The sequence below is a fragment of the Nocardiopsis tropica genome, assembly GCF_042660575.1.
GTDB classification, from domain to species: domain Bacteria; phylum Actinomycetota; class Actinomycetes; order Streptosporangiales; family Streptosporangiaceae; genus Nocardiopsis; species Nocardiopsis tropica.
This window is the reverse complement of sequence record NZ_JBHSUF010000001.1, coordinates 350,680-368,060: the sequence shown is the minus strand read 5'-3', so window position 1 is coordinate 368,060 and position 17,381 is coordinate 350,680. Positions and strand designations below refer to the sequence as shown.

The 17,381-nt window shown below is 73.0% G+C and carries 16 protein-coding genes and 1 tRNA gene; 8 read left to right on the top strand and 9 right to left on the bottom strand.

Features of this window, described 5'->3' with window-relative positions; translation table 11 throughout:
• Positions 1-112: 112 nt before the first annotated feature.
• Both ACFQBR_RS01535 and ACFQBR_RS01530 read right to left on the bottom strand, forming a co-directional pair.
• Entirely contained in the window at positions 113-901 is a 789-nt protein-coding gene (locus ACFQBR_RS01535) for a PhzF family phenazine biosynthesis protein (RefSeq protein WP_344176245.1), read from the bottom strand.
• Positions 902-977: 76 nt separating this feature from the next.
• Positions 978-1,415: an Lrp/AsnC family transcriptional regulator gene (locus ACFQBR_RS01530; protein WP_267945912.1), complete on the bottom strand. Its 438-nt coding sequence runs from the start codon at positions 1,413-1,415 to the stop codon at positions 978-980.
• A gap of 134 nt (positions 1,416-1,549) precedes the next feature.
• On the opposite strand from ACFQBR_RS01530, the gene ACFQBR_RS01525 reads away from it, so the two are divergent.
• Positions 1,550-2,635, top strand: coding sequence for a thiamine pyrophosphate-dependent enzyme (locus tag ACFQBR_RS01525; RefSeq protein ID WP_344176243.1), 1,086 nt, complete (start codon positions 1,550-1,552; stop codon positions 2,633-2,635).
• Positions 2,636-2,815: 180 nt separating this feature from the next.
• Here the strand turns inward: ACFQBR_RS01525 and ACFQBR_RS01520 are convergent, their stop codons facing one another.
• From ACFQBR_RS01520 to ACFQBR_RS01510, 3 genes are all read right to left on the bottom strand, one after another.
• Positions 2,816-3,682, bottom strand: a complete 867-nt coding sequence (locus tag ACFQBR_RS01520) for a hypothetical protein (RefSeq protein WP_344176241.1) — start codon at positions 3,680-3,682, stop codon at positions 2,816-2,818.
• Between the two features lie 698 nt (positions 3,683-4,380).
• Complete coding sequence (gene kynU / locus ACFQBR_RS01515) at positions 4,381-5,619, bottom strand: kynureninase (protein ID WP_344176239.1); 1,239 nt, start codon at positions 5,617-5,619, stop codon at positions 4,381-4,383.
• A gap of 42 nt (positions 5,620-5,661) precedes the next feature.
• Positions 5,662-6,567, bottom strand: a complete 906-nt coding sequence (locus ACFQBR_RS01510; protein ID WP_267945916.1) for a tryptophan 2,3-dioxygenase — start codon at positions 6,565-6,567, stop codon at positions 5,662-5,664.
• A 201-nt stretch (positions 6,568-6,768) separates the two neighbouring features.
• Here ACFQBR_RS01510 and ACFQBR_RS01505 point away from each other — a divergent pair, with 201 nt between their 5' ends.
• Together ACFQBR_RS01505 and ACFQBR_RS01500 are read left to right on the top strand one after the other, a co-directional pair.
• Positions 6,769-7,236: an Lrp/AsnC family transcriptional regulator gene (locus ACFQBR_RS01505; RefSeq protein WP_267945917.1), complete on the top strand. Its 468-nt coding sequence runs from the start codon at positions 6,769-6,771 to the stop codon at positions 7,234-7,236.
• On the top strand, positions 7,233-7,514 hold the full coding sequence (locus ACFQBR_RS01500) for a DUF4031 domain-containing protein (protein ID WP_267950469.1): 282 nt from the start codon (positions 7,233-7,235) through the stop codon (positions 7,512-7,514). Before ACFQBR_RS01505 ends, ACFQBR_RS01500 begins: the two co-directional genes overlap by 4 nt.
• A 52-nt stretch (positions 7,515-7,566) precedes the next feature.
• Here the strand turns inward: ACFQBR_RS01500 and ACFQBR_RS01495 are convergent, their stop codons facing one another.
• Entirely contained in the window at positions 7,567-8,232 is a 666-nt protein-coding gene (locus ACFQBR_RS01495) for an HD domain-containing protein (protein WP_344176236.1), read from the bottom strand.
• Positions 8,233-8,585: 353 nt separating this feature from the next.
• Between ACFQBR_RS01495 and ACFQBR_RS01490 the strand changes: the two genes are divergently transcribed.
• Entirely contained in the window at positions 8,586-9,905 is a 1,320-nt protein-coding gene (locus tag ACFQBR_RS01490; protein WP_344176234.1) for an MFS transporter, read from the top strand.
• Positions 9,906-9,959: 54 nt separating this feature from the next.
• Positions 9,960-10,421 carry a VOC family protein gene (locus ACFQBR_RS01485; RefSeq protein WP_378551779.1) on the top strand — a complete coding sequence of 154 codons (462 nt, stop codon included), beginning with the start codon at positions 9,960-9,962 and terminating at the stop codon, positions 10,419-10,421.
• Positions 10,422-10,467: 46 nt separating this feature from the next.
• On the opposite strand, the gene ACFQBR_RS01480 is transcribed toward ACFQBR_RS01485, so the two are convergent.
• Positions 10,468-11,238, bottom strand: coding sequence for a DeoR/GlpR family DNA-binding transcription regulator (locus ACFQBR_RS01480; protein WP_267945921.1), 771 nt, complete (start codon positions 11,236-11,238; stop codon positions 10,468-10,470).
• A 246-nt stretch (positions 11,239-11,484) separates the two neighbouring features.
• On the opposite strand from ACFQBR_RS01480, the gene ACFQBR_RS01475 reads away from it, so the two are divergent.
• Positions 11,485-12,207, top strand: coding sequence for a glycerophosphodiester phosphodiesterase (locus tag ACFQBR_RS01475; protein ID WP_267945922.1), 723 nt, complete (start codon positions 11,485-11,487; stop codon positions 12,205-12,207).
• 251 nt (positions 12,208-12,458) lie between these two features.
• Positions 12,459-13,079, top strand: coding sequence for a TetR/AcrR family transcriptional regulator (locus ACFQBR_RS01470; protein ID WP_344176230.1), 621 nt, complete (start codon positions 12,459-12,461; stop codon positions 13,077-13,079).
• A gap of 9 nt (positions 13,080-13,088) precedes the next feature.
• On the opposite strand, the gene ACFQBR_RS01465 is transcribed toward ACFQBR_RS01470, so the two are convergent.
• Positions 13,089-15,014 carry an SGNH/GDSL hydrolase family protein gene (locus tag ACFQBR_RS01465; RefSeq protein ID WP_344176227.1) on the bottom strand — a complete coding sequence of 642 codons (1,926 nt, stop codon included), beginning with the start codon at positions 15,012-15,014 and terminating at the stop codon, positions 13,089-13,091.
• A 910-nt stretch (positions 15,015-15,924) separates the two neighbouring features.
• Positions 15,925-15,998: transfer RNA gene (locus tag ACFQBR_RS01460), tRNA-Ile, on the bottom strand.
• Between the two features lie 261 nt (positions 15,999-16,259).
• On the opposite strand from ACFQBR_RS01460, the gene ACFQBR_RS01455 reads away from it, so the two are divergent.
• Positions 16,260-17,249 (top strand): malate dehydrogenase, encoded by a 990-nt coding sequence (locus ACFQBR_RS01455; RefSeq protein ID WP_330160533.1) that lies wholly within the window; start codon positions 16,260-16,262, stop codon positions 17,247-17,249.
• Positions 17,250-17,381: the final 132 nt, after the last annotated feature.

The following is a 17,381-nucleotide window of genomic DNA, read 5'->3' as shown; positions in this document are numbered from 1 at the left end:
ACCGGCCCCCGTCGAACCCTAGGGGGACGGGTCCCGGGCGTTTTTCGCCGACACCCCGGCGGGCCCGGCGCCCGCGCCGGACGACATGGGCCGGACCCGCTCCCGGACACGATCAGAGGTGCAGGGTCCCGGTCGCGACCGTCACCGCCCTGCCTCCGATCAGCACTCGGCCGCCCCGATCCTTCAGCAGGAGGTCGCCGCCGCGCGCGGAGGCCTGGTGGGCGGTCAGCTCCGCCCGTCCCAGCCTGTCGGCCCAGAACGGTGTGAGGACCGTGTGCGCCTTGCCGGTCACCGGATCCTCGGGCAACCCCACCGCGGGACCGAAGACGCGGGAGACGAAGTCGGGTCCCTTCCGGGCCCGGGCGGTGACGATGACCAGCTGGAAGGGCAGGGCCGCGACCGCCGCCGTGTCGGGGGCCAGGCCCCGGACGGCGTCCTCGTCGGCGAGTTCGACGAGGAGGTCCTCCACACCGCCCAGCCCCACCCACCGGGGCCGCGCCCCCAGGGCCTCGGCCAGCCCCTCCGGGGCCTCGACCGGCTTCGGCGGCCTGGCCGGGAAGTCCATCCACAGCAGCCCGTCCTCCCTCGTGACGGTGAGGACGCCGCTGCGGGTGGTGAAGCGGAACGGTCCGGGCTCGCCGCGCTCGGTGAGCGCGTGCGCCGTGGCCAGGGTGGCGTGTCCGCAGAGGTCGACCTCGACCGTGGGCGTGAACCACCGCAGTTCGTAGTCGGCGCCGGGGTCGTCCACGGGACGCGCGAACGCCGTCTCGGACAGGTTGAACTCGGCCGCGACCCCCTGCGCCCAGGCGTCGGGGTAGGCGTCGTCCAGGACCAGGACGGCGGCGGGGTTTCCGGCCAGGGGCCGGTCGGTGAAGGCGTCGACGACGCGGTACTCGGGCATGGGCCCAGGCTAGGGGGCGGAGGGGGCCGTGCCGAGGTCCAATCGCGGGGCAAACGGCCCCTTCCGGCCGGGGCCGTCACAGGGGCGGCTCGTCGAGGATGAACATGGTCTGGGTGCTCTTGACCTCGGGGATGCGCTGGAGCCGTTCGAGGACGAAGGTGCGCAGCGCGGCCGCGTCGGTGACGCGGACGAGGAGGAGCAGGTCGACGTCGCCGGACACCAGCGCCGCGTGGTCCACCTCGGGGATGTCGCGCAGGTAGCCCCGGAACCTCTCCCAGGAGTGCTGCTCGATGCGCACGGAAACGTACGCGGAGAGGGCGGTGCCGTACTTCTCGGGGTCGATGACGGCGGTGAACCCGCGGATGACGCCCTCGTCCCGCAGCCGTTCGAGCCGGGAGTAGGCGTTGGCCCTGGAGATGTGGGCCTGCTCCGCGACCGCGCGGATGGACATGCGCCCGTCCTCCCGCAGGAGGGCGATGATGCGACGGTCGGTGTCGTCCAGCCGCACGGCCATGTGTCTCACCTCATACCGCTCACACGATATCCGCGTGAGACCATCCGTGGCGCTCTGGCGAACGACCGGCCATTTTGTCCAGCATCAGCCTGGGGACATCGACAATATGGGGTGATTCACCGCATATTCAAGACATGAAGCACACCGATGAGCGACCTCGCCCGGCTCCTCCGCCCCCGCCGGTGGAGCCCGTGCGGCTCGTCGACCGGCACGGGCTGCGTGTGGAGCACCCGGGGTTCACCGCTCCCGACGGCGCCCGGCTGGCCGGGCTCCACCGCGCCATGGTCATCGGGCGCCGCTTCGACCGGCAGGCCCGCGCGCTCGCCGGCCAGGGCCTCCTCGCCGTGTACCCGTCCTCGGCGGGGCAGGAGGCGTCCCAGGTCGGAGGCGTGCTCGCCCTGTCGGACCGGGACTGGCTCTTCCCCGGGTACCGCGACAGCGTCGCCCTGGTCGCCCACGGGGTGGACCCGGTGGAGGCCCTCACGCTCTTCCGCGGCGACTGGCGTCCGGGATACGACCCCCGCCGCTACCGGTGCGCTCCGCAGTGCACCCCCGTGGCCACGAACGCCTCACACGCGGTCGGCCTCACCTACGCGGCCCGGCGCGAGGGTCGGGACGTGGCGGCCCTGGCCCTGACGGGTGACGGGGGCGACACCGACGAGGCCTACGACTTCGCCGCCGTGTGGAACACGCCCGTCGTCTTCCTCGTGCGCGGCGGCCACCGGGCCGCCGGTGCGCCCCCGTACCCGCGGGGCCCCGCACCCGTGCACGGAGCCCCCGGGCACGACAGGAAGGGCTACCGCGTCGACGGCGCCGACGCCGCCGCCGTGTACGCGGTCGTCTCCCGGGCGCTGGCCGAGGCCCGGGACGGCGGCGGCCCGGCCGTCGTCGAGGCGGTCGCGTACCGGGAGGACCCGCGGTCCTGCTGCGCGCCGCCCCGCCGGGAGGGGCCGGAGTCCGGGCACCGGTGCGAGGGCGACCCGGTCACCCGCGTGGAGGCCCTCCTGCGGGCGGAGGGCCTGCTGGGGGACCCCGGGGAGACCGAACGGGCCCTGGCCGCCCTCGGCTCCGAGGCGGAGGAGTTCGCCGCCTCGGTGCGCGAGCGCATGGCGCCGTCGGGCGGCCGCGACCCGCGTCCGCCGTCCGGGGGTGTCCGCCCCGCGGTCCCGCCCCTGTCGGGACGGCGCAGGGAGCCGGCCGACGGAGCCCGGATGCCCTGAACCGCACGGCCGGGGCCGACCGCCTCCGCACGAACCTCCGCGCCCGCGTCCCGGCGCGGACACGCCGAAGGGCCGCGGCCTGTCGGCCGCGGCCCTTCGGGGTCCGCTCCTGCGGGGGCGTCCGGCCTCGGGCCGGTACCGGTCGGGGGGACCGGGAGGTCCCGGAGGACGCCCTGTGCGCTACTTGTTGCCGCGCAGCTTGTCGAACAGGGTGCTGAGCGTGGAGCCCAGGCTGTGGCGCCCGTCGCTGTCGGCCATCAGGCCCTTGCCCTCGCTGTCGGCAGCACCGGCGTGCTGGCCGGCCGGACGGCGGGTCCAGGCGAAGAACAGCGCGATCAGGATCGCCGGGATGATGGCCAGGGTCAGCAGACCCGTGCCGCTCATCACGCCGTCCGCACCGGTGAGCTCGGCTCCGGAGAGGTCGTTCGCGGCGGTCTCGGCGGTCACGCCGCCGTCGCCGTTCCCGTCCTGGCCCTCGGCCGCGGCCGCGTCCTCGGACTGCTCCTGCTCCTTCGCCTGCTCCTCCTCCTTGGCGGCCTGGTCGGCGCCGTCCTCGGAGGTCTCCTTCGCGGTCTCCTCCTTCGGCTCCTCGGTCTTCTCCTCGGGGAGGGGGGAGACGGCGTCCTCACACTTGTTGCCGGGCTCCTGGAAGGGGTGCGGGGCGCCCTCGGTGCCGTTCCCGTCGCCCCACTCGGTGATGTAGTACTCGACCTCGGCGTGGCCGTTGCCGCCGCCGACGGTCAGGGAGTTCTCGTCGAAGCTCGTGCCCATCATGTCGGCGAAGGTCTTGCCGTCGATGTCGAGCAGAACGTCGCAGTCCTGAGAGGGCTCACCGGGACCGCGGTCACCGATGAAGAACTCGTACTCCTCGCCCTCGTAGACGATGTAGCCCTCGGTGCCGAGCGGCCAGCTGGGGCTGGAGAACAGCCCCTTCTGCATGGGCTCTCCGCCTGCGGGTGCACCGGTGTCCCCGTTGATGCCGGAACCGTCGTCCCAGAAGTAGGTCGCGGTGACTTCGCCGTGCTGAATGGGAGTTTCGTTGCTCATAAATTAATGGCCAGGTTGACGACAGGGCCGAGAAGACCGTGGGCACGACGCTCCAGAACACGCGGGTACGCTCGGTGCGCCCCGCGAGGGCGTCATGTCAGGGATCTCCCGCGTCGCTGGCGGCGAGTGGCGGGCGGGAACGGGAGCACCGATGGAATTCGGTGGTCCTCCGGCGTGAGCGCGTGGATACGCGCCGCCCGATTCCCGGTGAGGGTCTCGACTCCCTTGCGGCACTCGGCCGGTCAAGGGCTCGGCATCGACTCGCTAAAGACTCATAACGAAGCGATCACGAGGACACTAACCCAGGTTTAAGCAAAGTGTGCAAGCCTTCCAGGTAAAATGACAGCACGTGTTTACCCGCATACGTCTCGCAGTGCCCCGGGAAAGGACCCCTGAAACGCGAGAACCCCTGCCGGACAGGGGTTCTCGGACGTATGCGGAGAAGGCGGAGGGGCCGTTCCGTGGCCCGCGTCATACACTCGCCCGAGTTGACACGAAGCGGGAGAGGTGGGACGGGAGGCCGTGTACGGGCCGAAAAGGTCACGGTCCACGCGCCGAGGTTCCGCGGTGCGGTCGGGGGCGGCGCGGTCAAGGCCGCGCAATGCCCGTCCCGGGCGGGGGTCAGCGGCGACGGGGGCCTCTCCCCTCCGGGCAAAGAGAACTCCGGACGGTTGCCCGTCCGGAGTGTCAAGAAGGGGTCACGTGACCTGGCCGCGCCTGGCGAAGCGCTCCTGGCGCCACTCGCCCGTCCCGACGACCTCGACCAGGGCTGTCGCGGCGTCCCACACGTCGACGTGGCGCAGGTACAGGGGCGTGAACCCGAACCGCATGACGTCGGGGGCTCGGAAGTCACCGATCACCCCGCGCGCGATGAGCGCCTGCACGATCGCGTACCCCGCGCCCTCCTCGGGCTCCACCAGCGCCACCTGGCTCCCGCGCCGGGCGTGCTCGGACGGGGTGATGGAGGAGATCCCCGCCTGCGCCGCCCGGGAGAGGAACAGGTCGGTCATCGCCAGGCTCTTGACTCGCACCTGGGCCAGGTCGGCCTCGGCCCACACGTCCAGGGAGGCCTCCAGCGCCGCGTCCGCGACCAGCGGCTGCGACCCGCTGAGGAAGCGCGAGACCCCCGGCGCGGGCTCGTAGTCGCCCGAGAAGTCGAACGGGCGGGCGTGCCCGTGCCATCCGCTGACGGGCTGCTCGGCCACCGCGTGGTGGCGCCGGGCCGCGTACAGGAACGCGGGGGCGCCCGGACCGGCGTTGAGGTACTTGTAGGTGCACCCGACCGCGAAGTCGGCCCCGCTGCCCGACAGGTCCACCGGGACCGCGCCGACGCTGTGGCACAGGTCCCACACCACCAGGGCCCCGTTCTCGTGGGCCAGGCGGGTGATGCCGGGCATGTCGCGCAGGGTTCCGCTGCGGTAGTCCACGTGGCTGAGCAGCAGGACGGCGACGTCGCCCCCGGCCAGTGCGGCCTCCAGCCCGGGACCGTCGGGGTCCACCCTGCGCTGGACGGCCCCGGCCAGCGCGACCGCGCCCTCGGCCACGTACAGGTCGGTGGGGAAGTTGCCGGCCTCGCCCAGCACGACAGAGCGGTCGGACATCCGCAGCGCCGCGACCAGGACCTTGAAGAGGTTGGCGGAGGTGCCGTCGCCGACGACGACCTCGTCCGCGGCGGCGCCGACCAGCGGCGCGACCTTGGCGCCCAGGGTGCGCGGCTTGTCCCACCAGCCCGCGTCGTTCCAGCTGCGGATGAGGTCCCGGCCCCACTCGCGCTCGATCATGTCGGCCACCCGGCCCGGGGTGGAGCGCGGCAGCGCGCCCAGGGAGTTGCCGTCCAGGTAGATCACGCCCTCGGGGAGGACGAACTCCTCACGGAACGCGGCGAGGGGGTCGGCGGCGTCGAGCGCGACGCAGTCCTCACGGGTGGTGGGCGTCATCGGTTCCTGCTTCCTGGTCGTGCGCGGGGCGCGGCGTACTGGTCAGACGGAGCTGCGGAGGGACCACAGCTCGGGGAAGACGTCCTGCTCGGCGTTGCGCGCCAGCCAGGTGAGGCCGCTGGAACCCCCGCTGCCGGGCTTGCCGCCCATCGTCCGCTTGACGGCCACGAGGTGGCGGTGGCGCCACCGCGTCACCCTCTCGGCGACGTCGAGCAGCGCCTCGGCCAGCAGGAACAGGTCGTTCCCGGGCGCGTCGTCGGCGTAGACGGCCGTCCACGCCGCCTCGACCCCGTCGCTGGGCTCGTAGTCCTGTGTCCAGTCCCGCTCGACGCGGTCGGCGGGCACCGGGAGGCCGCGGCGGTGGAGCAGGCGCAGCGCGGCGTCGTAGAGGCCGGGACTCTCCAGTACGGCCCTGAGCTGGTCCGCCACTCCGGCCATGGCCTTGTGCGGCCGGATCATGGCGGCCGACTTGTTGCCGAGCAGGAACTCCAGCTTGCGGTAGCCGTAGGACTGGAACCCGGAGGCCTCGCCGAAGGAGTCGCGGAAGCGGTTGAACTCGGTGGGGGTCATGTCCCCGAGCAGGCCCCAGGAGTCGTTGAGCACGTCCTGAGCGTTGCACGCCCGGCGCAGCCACGCCAGCGCACCGGGCACGTCGTCCGCCTCCAGCGCGTCGCGGGCCGCCTCCCAGCGCTCCTGGACCAGCGCGAAGAGCAGCTCCATCACCTGGGTGGCGATGATGAACGCGGACTCGGCCGGCTCGGCGGTGCGCGGTCTCCGGAGGCCGAGCAGGGTGTCGATCCCGACGTAGTCGACGTAGGGGGTGTTCTTCTCGAAGGAGAGCGTCGGCCGCCCCCCGTCGGTCGCGGCCCGGCGCGCCCGGGCCGCCTCGGCCCCTTCCGCGTCCTCGCCGGGGGCGAACGGACACTGCTGGGCGGCGGTGGAGAGCATGACGACCCCTTGTCGGTACTGCTTGAGCGGCTGTGCGGGCACCGCGCGGCGCGGGGAACCGCCCCGGCACACGGCCCGTGTACGTGAGGTCACATCATCGGGCAGACACAACCGCGAAAGGAATGGCCGACGAACACGCAAGTCGGGCATTGGCCTAGCATTCGTCATGGTTAACGAGCTTCGACCTTGGGAACGCAAAGCATGGCCTCACGACTGGCAACCCCGCTGGACGGCGTCGACCAGCGCATCCTCTCCGAACTCCAGCAGGACGGGCGGCTGTCCTTCAACGAGCTGTCCCGCAGGGTCAACCTGTCGGCGCCCGCCGTCGCCGACCGCGTCCGCCGCCTCACCGACCGCGGGGTGATCACCGGCTACCACGCGCACGTCGACCCGGCCGCCGCCGGGCTCCCGGTGACCGCCCTGGTCCGGATGGAGTGCTTCGGCGCGCACTGCCTGCTGCGGGAGGGCTCCTCGCTGGAGCTGCCCGAGATCCTGCAGGTGCACCGGGTGACCGGCGACGACTGCTGCGTCCTGCTCATCGCGGTCCGCTCGATGGAGCACTTCGAGGAGGTCATCGACAAGCTCGCCGAGCACGGTCGCCCCTCCAGCACCATGGTCATGTCCAGCCCGGTCCCGTGGCGGGCCGTCAGCGCGCCCCGTACGCCATGAGCGTCCTCATCGACTCCGCGGTCTGGCCCGGGCCGCGCGGCCTGCTCTTCGCGCACCTGGTGAGCGACAGCTCCTTCGACGAGCTGCACGCCTTCGCCCGCGCCATGGGGGTGGACCCGCGGGCGTTCGACCGCGACCACTACGACATCCCGGGCCACCTGCACGCCCGTGCGCTGGAGCTGGGCGCCGCGCACGTGACCGGGCGCGAGCTGGTCACCCGTCTGCGCGCGGCGGGGCTCCGGCGGCGCAAGGCCCCCAGGGTGGGCGGGCGGCCGTGAGGGCCCGCCCGGGGAGGCGGCGCACGGCTCCCCCTCCCCGGGTGCGGGAGGGTCAGGGCGGCGGGGCGTCCAGGGGCGCCGGCGACGCCAGCCGGTCGAGTTCGGCGAGCATGTTGGCCCGGGCCCCGGCCTCCCAGTGCTCGCGGCCGAACGACGTGTGGAACAGGTGGGGCCCGTTCAGCAGGGACCGCAGGACCGCGGTGCGGCCCTCGCGGAACACCCGGTCGGGGACATGGCGGTACTCGGCCCTGACCGCCGCCGTGTAGGCGAGGTACTCATCGGCCGGCGCGCCCAGGACCGACAGGTCGGCGTCGCAGACGACCGCGCCGTCCGCGTCCCCCTCCTCGGGGCGGTGCGCCGCGGTCACACCCACCAGGCGCACCACCTCGCCGACCCGCCCGGGCTCCACGCCGATCAGGGACAGCAGGCGCCCGGCGAGCTCGGCGCTCTCCTCCTCGTCCCGGCCGGGGCGCCCCTCGTACACCGCGTCGTGGAACCAGACCGCGTAGCGGACGCAGTCGGCGTCGCGCGCCTCCTCCTGGAGGACGTCGACGGCGCGGAGCGTCTCCCACAGGTGCAGGAGCGTGTGGTAGCGGCGGTGCGGCTCGTTCCAGCGGTCCAGGAGCTCCGCCCCGACCGCGGCCGCCTCGGGACCGCCCCCGGCCAGCCTCCGCCAGGCGGCGGCCAGCAGGACCGCCTCCTCCTCGTTCAGTGGCAAGGTCTCTCACCGTTCACGCGGGTACCTCGGACACTCCCGGTCCTTCCCACCCGGGCGCGTCGCCACCCGGCCGGATCAGATGTCGGAGGCGTCCGCCGTCCGTGCCCCGGGGGCGGGGACGGCGGACCGGTGCACGAGCACCGGGTCCACGGCCTCGCAGCGGGGCTCCCCGGCGTCCGTGCCGGGGCGGCCCCGCCACCGGCCGGAACCCGCGGACACCCGGTGCGCAACCGGGCATCACGACGATTCTCGGCCATATCATGGGATGAATTTTGTCGTCTCCACTGATGGCCCGCGCAGGACCGCCGTGCTGGAATCCGGGGAGCGGGAACCACGAGCGGGACGGGGTCGGGATGTCACCCATCGAGACACTGCGGCGGATGCACCGGATCGCCGGGTGGCCGCTGCTCCTCGCCAGTTTCCTGGCCCGCCTGCCCATCTCCATGGCCCTGATCGGCATGCTCACCCTCGTCACCGCCACCACCGGCAGTGTGGCGGCCGCCGGAGCGGTGGCCGGCGCCTTCGCCCTCGGCGAGGCCGTCGGCGGCCCGGTCATCGCCCGCTTCGCCGACCGGCACGGGCAGCGGACCCCCGTGCTCGTCATGGCGCTGGTCGACGCCGTCCTGATCGTCCTGCTGGTCCTCGCGGTCCGGTCCGGGACCCCGACCCCCGCCCTCGCGGCGCTGGCCGCGGTCACGGGCATGTGCCTGCCCCAGATGGGGCCCATGGCCAGGACCCGGTGGGTGGTGCTGATCCGCCGGGGACCCGACCGGGGCGCGGAACGGGAGCGCTCGGTGTCGGCCGCCATGTCGGTCGAGGGCGTACTCGACGAGGCCGCGTTCGTCCTCGGCCCCGCCCTCGTGGGCGTGCTCACCGTGACCCTCTCCCCGTCGGCCGGCGTGCTGGGCGCCGCCGCTCTCATCGGCGTGTTCGGTGCCGTGTTCGCCCTCCACCGGACCGCCCCGGCCGGGACGCCGCCGGTGCGCGGCTCGGAGGGCCGGATCGCCACCCCCGCCCTGCTCGTGCTCACCGCCCCCATGTTCTGCCAGGGGCTGTTCTTCGGCGGCATGTCCACCGGCGTGACCGCGTTCGCGGCGGCCTCGGGGTACGGGGACCTGTCCGGCCTGATGTACGCGGTGATGGGCGCCAGCAGCGCGGCGGCCGGGCTGCTGATGGCCTCCCTGCCCGCCGGGTTCTCCCTGACCGCCCGGACGCGGGTCGCGGCCGGGGGCCTGTTCGTGCTCAGCCTGCCCCTGTACCTGGACCACGGGCCGGCCACGCTCGCGGTGGCCGTCTTCGTGCTGGGCGCGGCGATCGGCCCGCACATCGTGAGCCTCTTCGGGCTCATCGAGCGGGCCGCCCCGCCCAGCCGCCTCTCCCAGTCGATGGCCGTCGTCCTGAGCAGCCTGATCCTCGGCCAGGCCCTGGGGTCCGTGGTCTCGGGCGCCGTCGCCGACGCGTACGGCCACCAGGGGGCGTTCGCCCTGGCCACGCTCGGCGGACTGGTCTCCTTCGCCGTCGCCGTCCTGGTGATGCGGGCCCGCTGGTACGCGCGGACCGGCGGGGCACGGGACGAGCCGCGGGCCGGCGCGAAACCCTCCGCCGCCCCCTCGGCGGGGACCCGTGCGGCGCCGCTCGCGGAGCCGGGTGATCCTGGGAACATCGGGCGTTAAGCCCGCGTTAAAGAGGGGCCCGTCCCCCTACACACCCACCTAGGCTTGTGGACCGTGCTCGAACTACTGACCAGCATCAATCCCCGGCGCAAAGAGGTGCCCGTGCCACAGCTCAACGGGCTCGCCCGCGTCACCCTCTCCGTACGGGACCGCGACGAGAGCGTGCGCTTCTACCGCTCCGTCCTGGGTTTCAAGGTGCTCGGACGACGCGACCACGACGGCACACTGCGCAGCGAGTGCCGTCACCCCGCGTCGGGCCTGATGGTCGCCCTCATCCAACACCGCGACAACTTCAAGAACCGGTTCGACCGCAGGCACTGCGGCCTGGACCGGCTCACCCTGGGCGTCGACAACCTCGGCGAGCTGGAGGCGTGGGAGGAGCGGTTCGCGGACATGGACGTGGAGCACTCCCCCGTCATGCACCGCGAGGAGGGCTCCACCCTGCTGTTCTACGACCCGGACGGCACCGAGCTCGGGCTGTTCTGCCCCGCGGAGCTGGACGCCGACGAGGACTGATCCGCCCCCGCCGGCTCCGTCCCTCCCGGCACACGGGAAGGCCCTGTCAGTCGGTCTCGACCAGCTTGAGGCGCACGTCGCGCTCGCCCAGCTCGTCCACGGCCGAGCGCGGGAGCCGGTCGTCCGTGATGATCAGGTCGAACTCCTCCAGGCTGGCCACCCTGAAGGTGCCGAACTTGCCGTACTTGGTGCTGTCGACGGTGAGCACGCTCTTGGAGGCGATCCGCAGCAGCGCCTGCTTGGCGACCACCTTGGCCTCGGAGGGCGTGGTCGAGCCGCGGTCGACGTCCCACGAGCTGCTGGCGATGAAGGCCAGGTCCACGTTCACCTGCCGCAGGAAGTCGGCGGTGAACCGGCCGACCGAGGAGTGGTCGGAGTGCGAGACGACGCCGCCGGTGTGGATCAGTTCGATCCCCGGGTACTCCATCAGGTGCCCGACCACGTTGAAGTCGCTGGTGATGACCGTCAGGCCGACCTTGTCGGTGAGCAGCGGCACCATCTGGAGCGTGGTCGTCCCCGCGTCCAGGTAGATGGTGAAGTTCTCTCTGACCAGCTCCGCGGCGGCGCGCGCGATGGCGCGCTTGGCGGGGACCTCCAGCTGGGCCTTGGCCAGGTAGGAGGGTTCGCTCTTGAGCCGCGCCGCGAGCCGTACCCCACCGGTGACGGACAGGACCTTGCCGTCGTTCTCCAGCGCCTGGATGTCGCGCCGGACCGTCATGTGGGACACGGACAGCATCGACGTGAGCTCGTTGATACTCAGCACGTGACGCTCCTGGAGGAGCTTCAGGATGTGCTCTCGTCGCTGGTCCGGGATCATCGTTCGCCTCACACTCGGGGGCCGGCCATGGGGACACCGTGCGATCACGACGCCATGTAACAAAGTTTCCCAGCTCATCGCGCCCGGAACGGTGCTCTCCGGACGTGAGTCCTCTCGCAATCGCGGCGAAGGGGCCCGGCCGCTCCGGCCGGGGCGGGCCCGGGCCACCGCCGCCGCGGACCTTCTTGGTGGATGTTTTTCCTGTTTGCGCCACGTGGGACGGCGGAATTTGCCACCCTTGACCGCATGACGCTGTCCATCGCACTGCGCGGAGACACCGCCCGCTTCCCGGGCAACACGCTCCCGGCCCTGCGTTCAGCCTGGCGCGCCGGGGCCGATCTGGTCAAGATCGACGTCCACCTGACCTCGGACGGCTACTCCGTCCTGGTCGACGAACGACTCGTGGCCCTTCCCGGTTCCCCGCCCCGCCCCGTGGACGGACTCACCCTGGCAGAACTCGCCGGGGTGCGCGACGACGTGGAACGGCGCATACCCACCCTGATGGAGGTCCTGGCCGAGTTCGGCGCCCACGGGCCCCCGCCCCTGCTCGTCGGCGCGGACACGCCGAGGGCCGCGCTGGCCGCGGACACGCTCCTGCGCGAACGCGGGTTCGGCGACCAGGTGCTCTTCACCGGTTCGGCCGAGACCCTCGGCGCGCTCCGGGCCAAGAGCCCCGGCGCCCGGCTCCTGGCGGTCTGGGAGCAGCCGGACATGCCTCCGGACGAGGCCGTCCGCGCCCTGGGACCGGAGTTCCTGGGCGCGCACCACACGCTCGTGACCCGGGAAGCGGTCGACGAGATGCACCGCTTCGGGTATCGCGTCACGGCCTGGGCCGTGAACGAGTTCCCGGAGATGGCGCGTCTGATCGGCATGGGCGTCGACGCGCTCGCCACGGAGCGGATCGCCGACCTCGTGTCGCTGACGAGCGGTCGGGGCCGGGGAGGGGCGACGGCGGTCGGGGCCGTCTGAGCCCCGGGCCCCGGTCGCGGGCGCGGGCGCGGGCGGGAGGGCACGTTCCCGGAGCCCGCCGGGGGCCGTTCCGCCGCGTGGCCGCCGTGCCCGCGGGGGCTCGGCGCCCGCGGCCGTTCCCCGCCCCGTCGGGTTCCGCCGTTCCACGCCGCTTCCGGCCACCCCGCGGATACCCTGGAAAGCGATGGCCCCTCGGGTGAAGACCGCGCACCCCTCTCCTTCCCTGCGCCCTCCCGACGACGAGAACCCCTATGACGGCCCACACCTCGCCCCGCGCGCTCCGAGCCGCCGCCCCGGTCCTGGACTGCGCCGCGCGCCTCTTCGCCCGGCACGGCTCGCGCGGACCGGGCGTGTCCGAGCTGATCCGCCGCATCGCCCTGGAGACCGGGGCGGACACGGCCTCCCTCCGCAGGGCGTTCCCCACCCGCACCGACCTGGCCTACGCCGTCGTGCTCAGGTCCGCACACGAGCGGGTCGACGGCCAGCTGGCCGCGGACCGGCCGGACCTGCCCGCCGTCGAACGCATGGCCTCGCTGGTCAGACGCCATGTGGAGACCGGCTGGCGGCACCGGGCCGCGTCAGCCCTGGCACACGAGCTGCTGCCGGTGCTGCGGGCCGTCCACCCCGCGCGCCACAGGGAGGTCGGCTCCCTCCTGCGCCTCTACCGGGAGCACATGCGCGGGATCATCGAGGACGGCGCGGCCGCGGGCGCCTTCGTCGTACGCGACCCCGGCCGGGCCGCCGACGAGGTGCTGGAGACCCTCGACTCGCTCCTGTACTGGTACGACCCGGATGCGGGGCTGAGCCTGGACGGCCTCGGCGCCGTCTACGTGGACCTGGTCGTCCACCACCACCTGGGCTCCCCCAGGTGAGGGGCGGGCTCACCCGCCGACGAGCTGCTGGAGGTCCACAGACTCGGCCAGCGCCCGCAGTCCCGCGTCCCCGGGGTGGATGTGGTCACCGGAGTCGTAGGCGGGCAGGAGGCGGGCGGGGTCGGCCGGGTCGCGCAGGACCGCGTCGAAGTCCCACACCCCGTCGAACGGCGACGCCGGGTCACCGATCTGCGTGCGCAGGTAGGCGTTGACCTGCTGCCGTGCCTGCTCGACCTCCGGAGTGCAGCGCCGCTCCCCCCCGCAGGGACCGAGCGTGGCCACGAACACCCGGACGCCGCGCGCCTCGGCCAGCCGGGCGATCTGGCCGAGCCCGCTGATCACCGCGTCCGGGGAGGTGCCCCAGCGCAGGTCGTTGATCCCCGCGAAGACGACCACGGTCTCCACGCCGCTCTGCGCGAACACGTCCCTCTGGACCCGGTGGACCATGGCGACCCCGCTGGGGTTGGTGGACACCCCCTCCCCCGGGTACCCGTCGGTGACCACGTGGTTCCCGGCCACGCCGGCGTTGAGCACACCGGGGTTGAGCACACCGGGCTGTGCCGCGAGGCGTGTGCTCAGCACGTCCGGCCAACGGCTGTGGGCGTCGCGGGTGGACCGCGTCCCGTCGGTGAGGGAGTCGCCGAAGGCCAAGATCGCGCCGGGCCCGTCGGCGACCTCGATACCGGTCAGGAAAGGCCACTGCGCCACACGCCCGGTGAACGGAGCCCCGGTGGTGTCGAGCGTCTGGTCGCCGCTGCCCGGCTCGCTGCTGTAGTTGGTGTCCACCGCGGCGTAGTGCACGGGGGCCGCGGTCACCAGTTCGGGGAGGTGGAAGCTCACCAGGACGTCGGTGTGCGGCGGCAGGAGGATCTCCACCGGGTCGCTGAACACCTGTCCGCCCGCCGGGATGACGGTGTCGGCGCGTCCGTCGAAGGTGAGGGGGACCGCGGCCCCGCGCGTGCCGGCGGCGTCCCCCTGCAGCGCCAGCGAGGCGGCGCCCACCGTGACGGGCTCCGCGGCGAAGGTGTTGTCGAGGCGGATCCTGGCGACGTGCCCTCCGGCGGTGGTGCGGACCGACAGGCGCAGGGTCTGGTCCTGCCAGGGGCCGACCTCCAGGTACCCGGAGGTGGCCCGCGCCCAGGAGCCGGTCCAGCCGGAGGAGGGGCGGCCGTCCACGGAGAACAGGTGCAGGCGGCCCCCGTCCCCGTCCACCCGCGGCAGGACCACGTGGGAGACCTCCCGGGCCGGGTCGACGGGCACGCTGCGCGCGTACAGGCGCACGGAGCCGAGGGTGGGGCTCGGTCCGCCGATGCCGGCGGAGTTGGCGTAGGGCAGCGAGAGCGCCGCGTCCCCCGCGGGTCCCTCGACCCAGTCGGGGACGGAGAGGACGAACTCCTGTTCCGTGCCGTCCGTGTAGACCACGCGGCCCGTTCCGTGGACCGCGGGGCCGCCACCGGCGCCGCCGGTCCGCGTGGCGGTGGCCAGGAAGGTGAGCGATCCGTAGCGGTCCTCGTCCAACCGGAGCAGCTGGCCGTCCGAGACCACGTGGTCGGGGCGCCCGGGGGCGTAGTCGGGGAGCTCGAGCTCGGTGCCCAGGAGGACCACCTCGCGGCCGGGCGTCCACCCGGCGGCGGCCAGGGCCTGTGAGGAGAGGCTGTGGCCCGCGCCGTCGAGGTCGACGTTGGCGGCGGAGTTGTCCCGGGAGATGCCGATCTCGTCCACGAGGCTGGCGAAGGGGGTGCCGATGGCCCGGGGCGCCGCCTGCTCCTGCCGGTCCTGGACGCCCGCGTCCCCGTCGCGCGAGGTCACGACGTAGAAGGCGGTCACGAGGACCGTCGCCACGAGGGCTGCCGCCGCGCCGCGGAGCAGGTGCGGGGCGAGGTCGTCACGTCTGCGGCGGTGCGCGCCGCGCCCCCCGGTCCCATCAGCGCCCAACGCTCGCCCTTCCCGATGAAGTTCCACCGACGTGTCGGACGACGCCGGGAGCACGGTGGTTGTGAGACGTGGGACACCTCTGCGCCCCGAACGGCCGCCAGTTTAGACGAGCCGTCCCCGCTCACACGGTCGTTCGGAGCATGTTCCGGACCGCGTCTGTGGGCACTTCCGGGCGGTCCGGAGTCCGGGGGAACACAGGGGTTCCCCGTCTCGCACGACGCCCGCCCGGCGGCCGGACGGACGACAGGACCGGACGGCCCCTCTCCGAACGGTACGCAGAGGAATCCGTATGAATAAGACATATGCGCCGAAAGTCCACGAAGTTCACCAGGGCGGACACGGGCCCGCCCCCACCCCCTGCGGACGAAGGGGTTCTCCACCGGCCGAGGGCGGAGGGGCCCGGACCCGCGAACGGGGACCGGCGGGTCACGGACCGGCCGACCCCGACGAGCGCCCCGATGGCCGCACCTCGGCATTACCGCCACCGAGGATACCGGGATCTTCGGCACTCATACCCACGAAACCCGCCACCACCGGACACACCCCGACCCATGGGGCTCTCGGGAGCCCGGAACCGGCGCACGGGGCGACCGGGACAGGAGGGACCGGCGCACCCACCGCACGCCCCTCCGGGGCACTGGGGGGATCGCCCGGCCAATACAGGGACTAATCCCCCACAAGTAGCAGAATAGGACGGACGCGGCCTTGATGTCCTACTTCGGATTTACGCGAGGTGCTTGGACGGGGCCGGGACCGGGTTCGACGACTTCCGAGGCCCGAAACTTCCACGCGTATTCGGCGCGGCCCCCCGGACGGAACCGTGGAAGTCCGTAGCCGACCGTAGGGCACAAGAAAGCGCCGCTGGCCTGTATCCGCAGGTCGGCGGCGCTTTTGGTGTGCCTGGAGGGGGTAGGCCGGGCAGGACTCGAACCCGCGACCCAGGGATTATGAGTCCCCTGCTCTAACCAACTGAGCTACCGGCCCGCCGTCGTCGGCAAACGTCATCCTAACAGGGTGTGTCCGGCGTTTCCGCGCCGTAAATCCGTTACAGGACAGGCCCTGCTGGGACCGGGTGCGCGGGCGCGCCGCGAACACCGCACCTGGGTCCCGGGACCCGAGGGGGCTCGGTCTAGGGTGGTGGAGTGCGGCGCGCGACTGGACGGACCCCAGCGCCCGGCACCGACGCCGCGTATGACCCGTTGGTAACATCGCGGGTCGCACATCGTCGTCAGGAGAGTTCACGCCATGTCCAAAGCACCCGTCAACGTCACCGTCACCGGCGCCGCCGGCCAGATCGGATACGCCCTCCTGTTCCGGATCGCGTCCGGCCAGCTGCTCGGCGCCGACACCCCGGTGAAGCTGCGTCTGCTGGAGATCCCGCAGGCCGTCAAGGCCGCCGAGGGCACCGCGATGGAGCTCGACGACTGCGCCTTCCCCCTGCTCCAGGGCATCGACATCTTCGACGACGCCACCAAGGCCTTCGAGGGTGCCAACGTCGGCCTGCTGGTCGGCGCCCGGCCGCGCGGCAAGGGCATGGAGCGCGGCGACCTGCTCCAGGCCAACGGCGGCATCTTCAAGCCCCAGGGCGAGGCGATCAACGCCGGCGCCGCCGACGACATCCGGGTACTCGTGGTCGGCAACCCGGCCAACACCAACGCCCTCATCGCCCAGAGCAACGCCCCGGACGTCCCGGCCGAGCGCTTCACCGCGATGACCCGCCTCGACCACAACCGCGCGCTCACCCAGCTCGCCAAGAAGCTCGGCGTGTCGATCAACGACATCAAGAAGCTCACCATCTGGGGCAACCACTCCGCCACCCAGTACCCGGACCTGTTCAACGCCGAGGTCGGCGGCGGCAACGCCGCCAAGGCCGTCGGCGACCAGGCCTGGCTGGAGAACGACTTCATCCCCACCGTCGCCAAGCGCGGCGCCGCGATCATCGAGGCCCGTGGCGCGTCCTCGGCCGCCTCCGCCGCCAACGCCGCCATCGACCACGTCTTCGACTGGGTGAACGGCACCCCGGAGGGCGACTGGACCTCCGCCGCCATCCCGTCCGACGGCTCCTACGGCGTGCCCGAGGGCCTCATCTCCTCCTTCCCGGTCGTGTCCCGCGACGGCAAGTGGGAGATCGTCCAGGGCCTGGAGATCGACGAGTTCTCCCGCGCCCGCATCGACGCCTCGGTCAACGAGCTCGTCGAGGAGCGCGACACCGTCCGGAAGCTCGGCCTCGTGTAGGGCCGCAGGGCCGCTGACGGGCACGCCTCCCACGGGGGCGTGCCCGTCGCCGTGCAGGGGCCGGCCGGGGCGCACGGGGCGCCGCTGCGGGTCGGCGGGGGCCCGCCACGTCCCGAAGGGGACTTGGGAGCG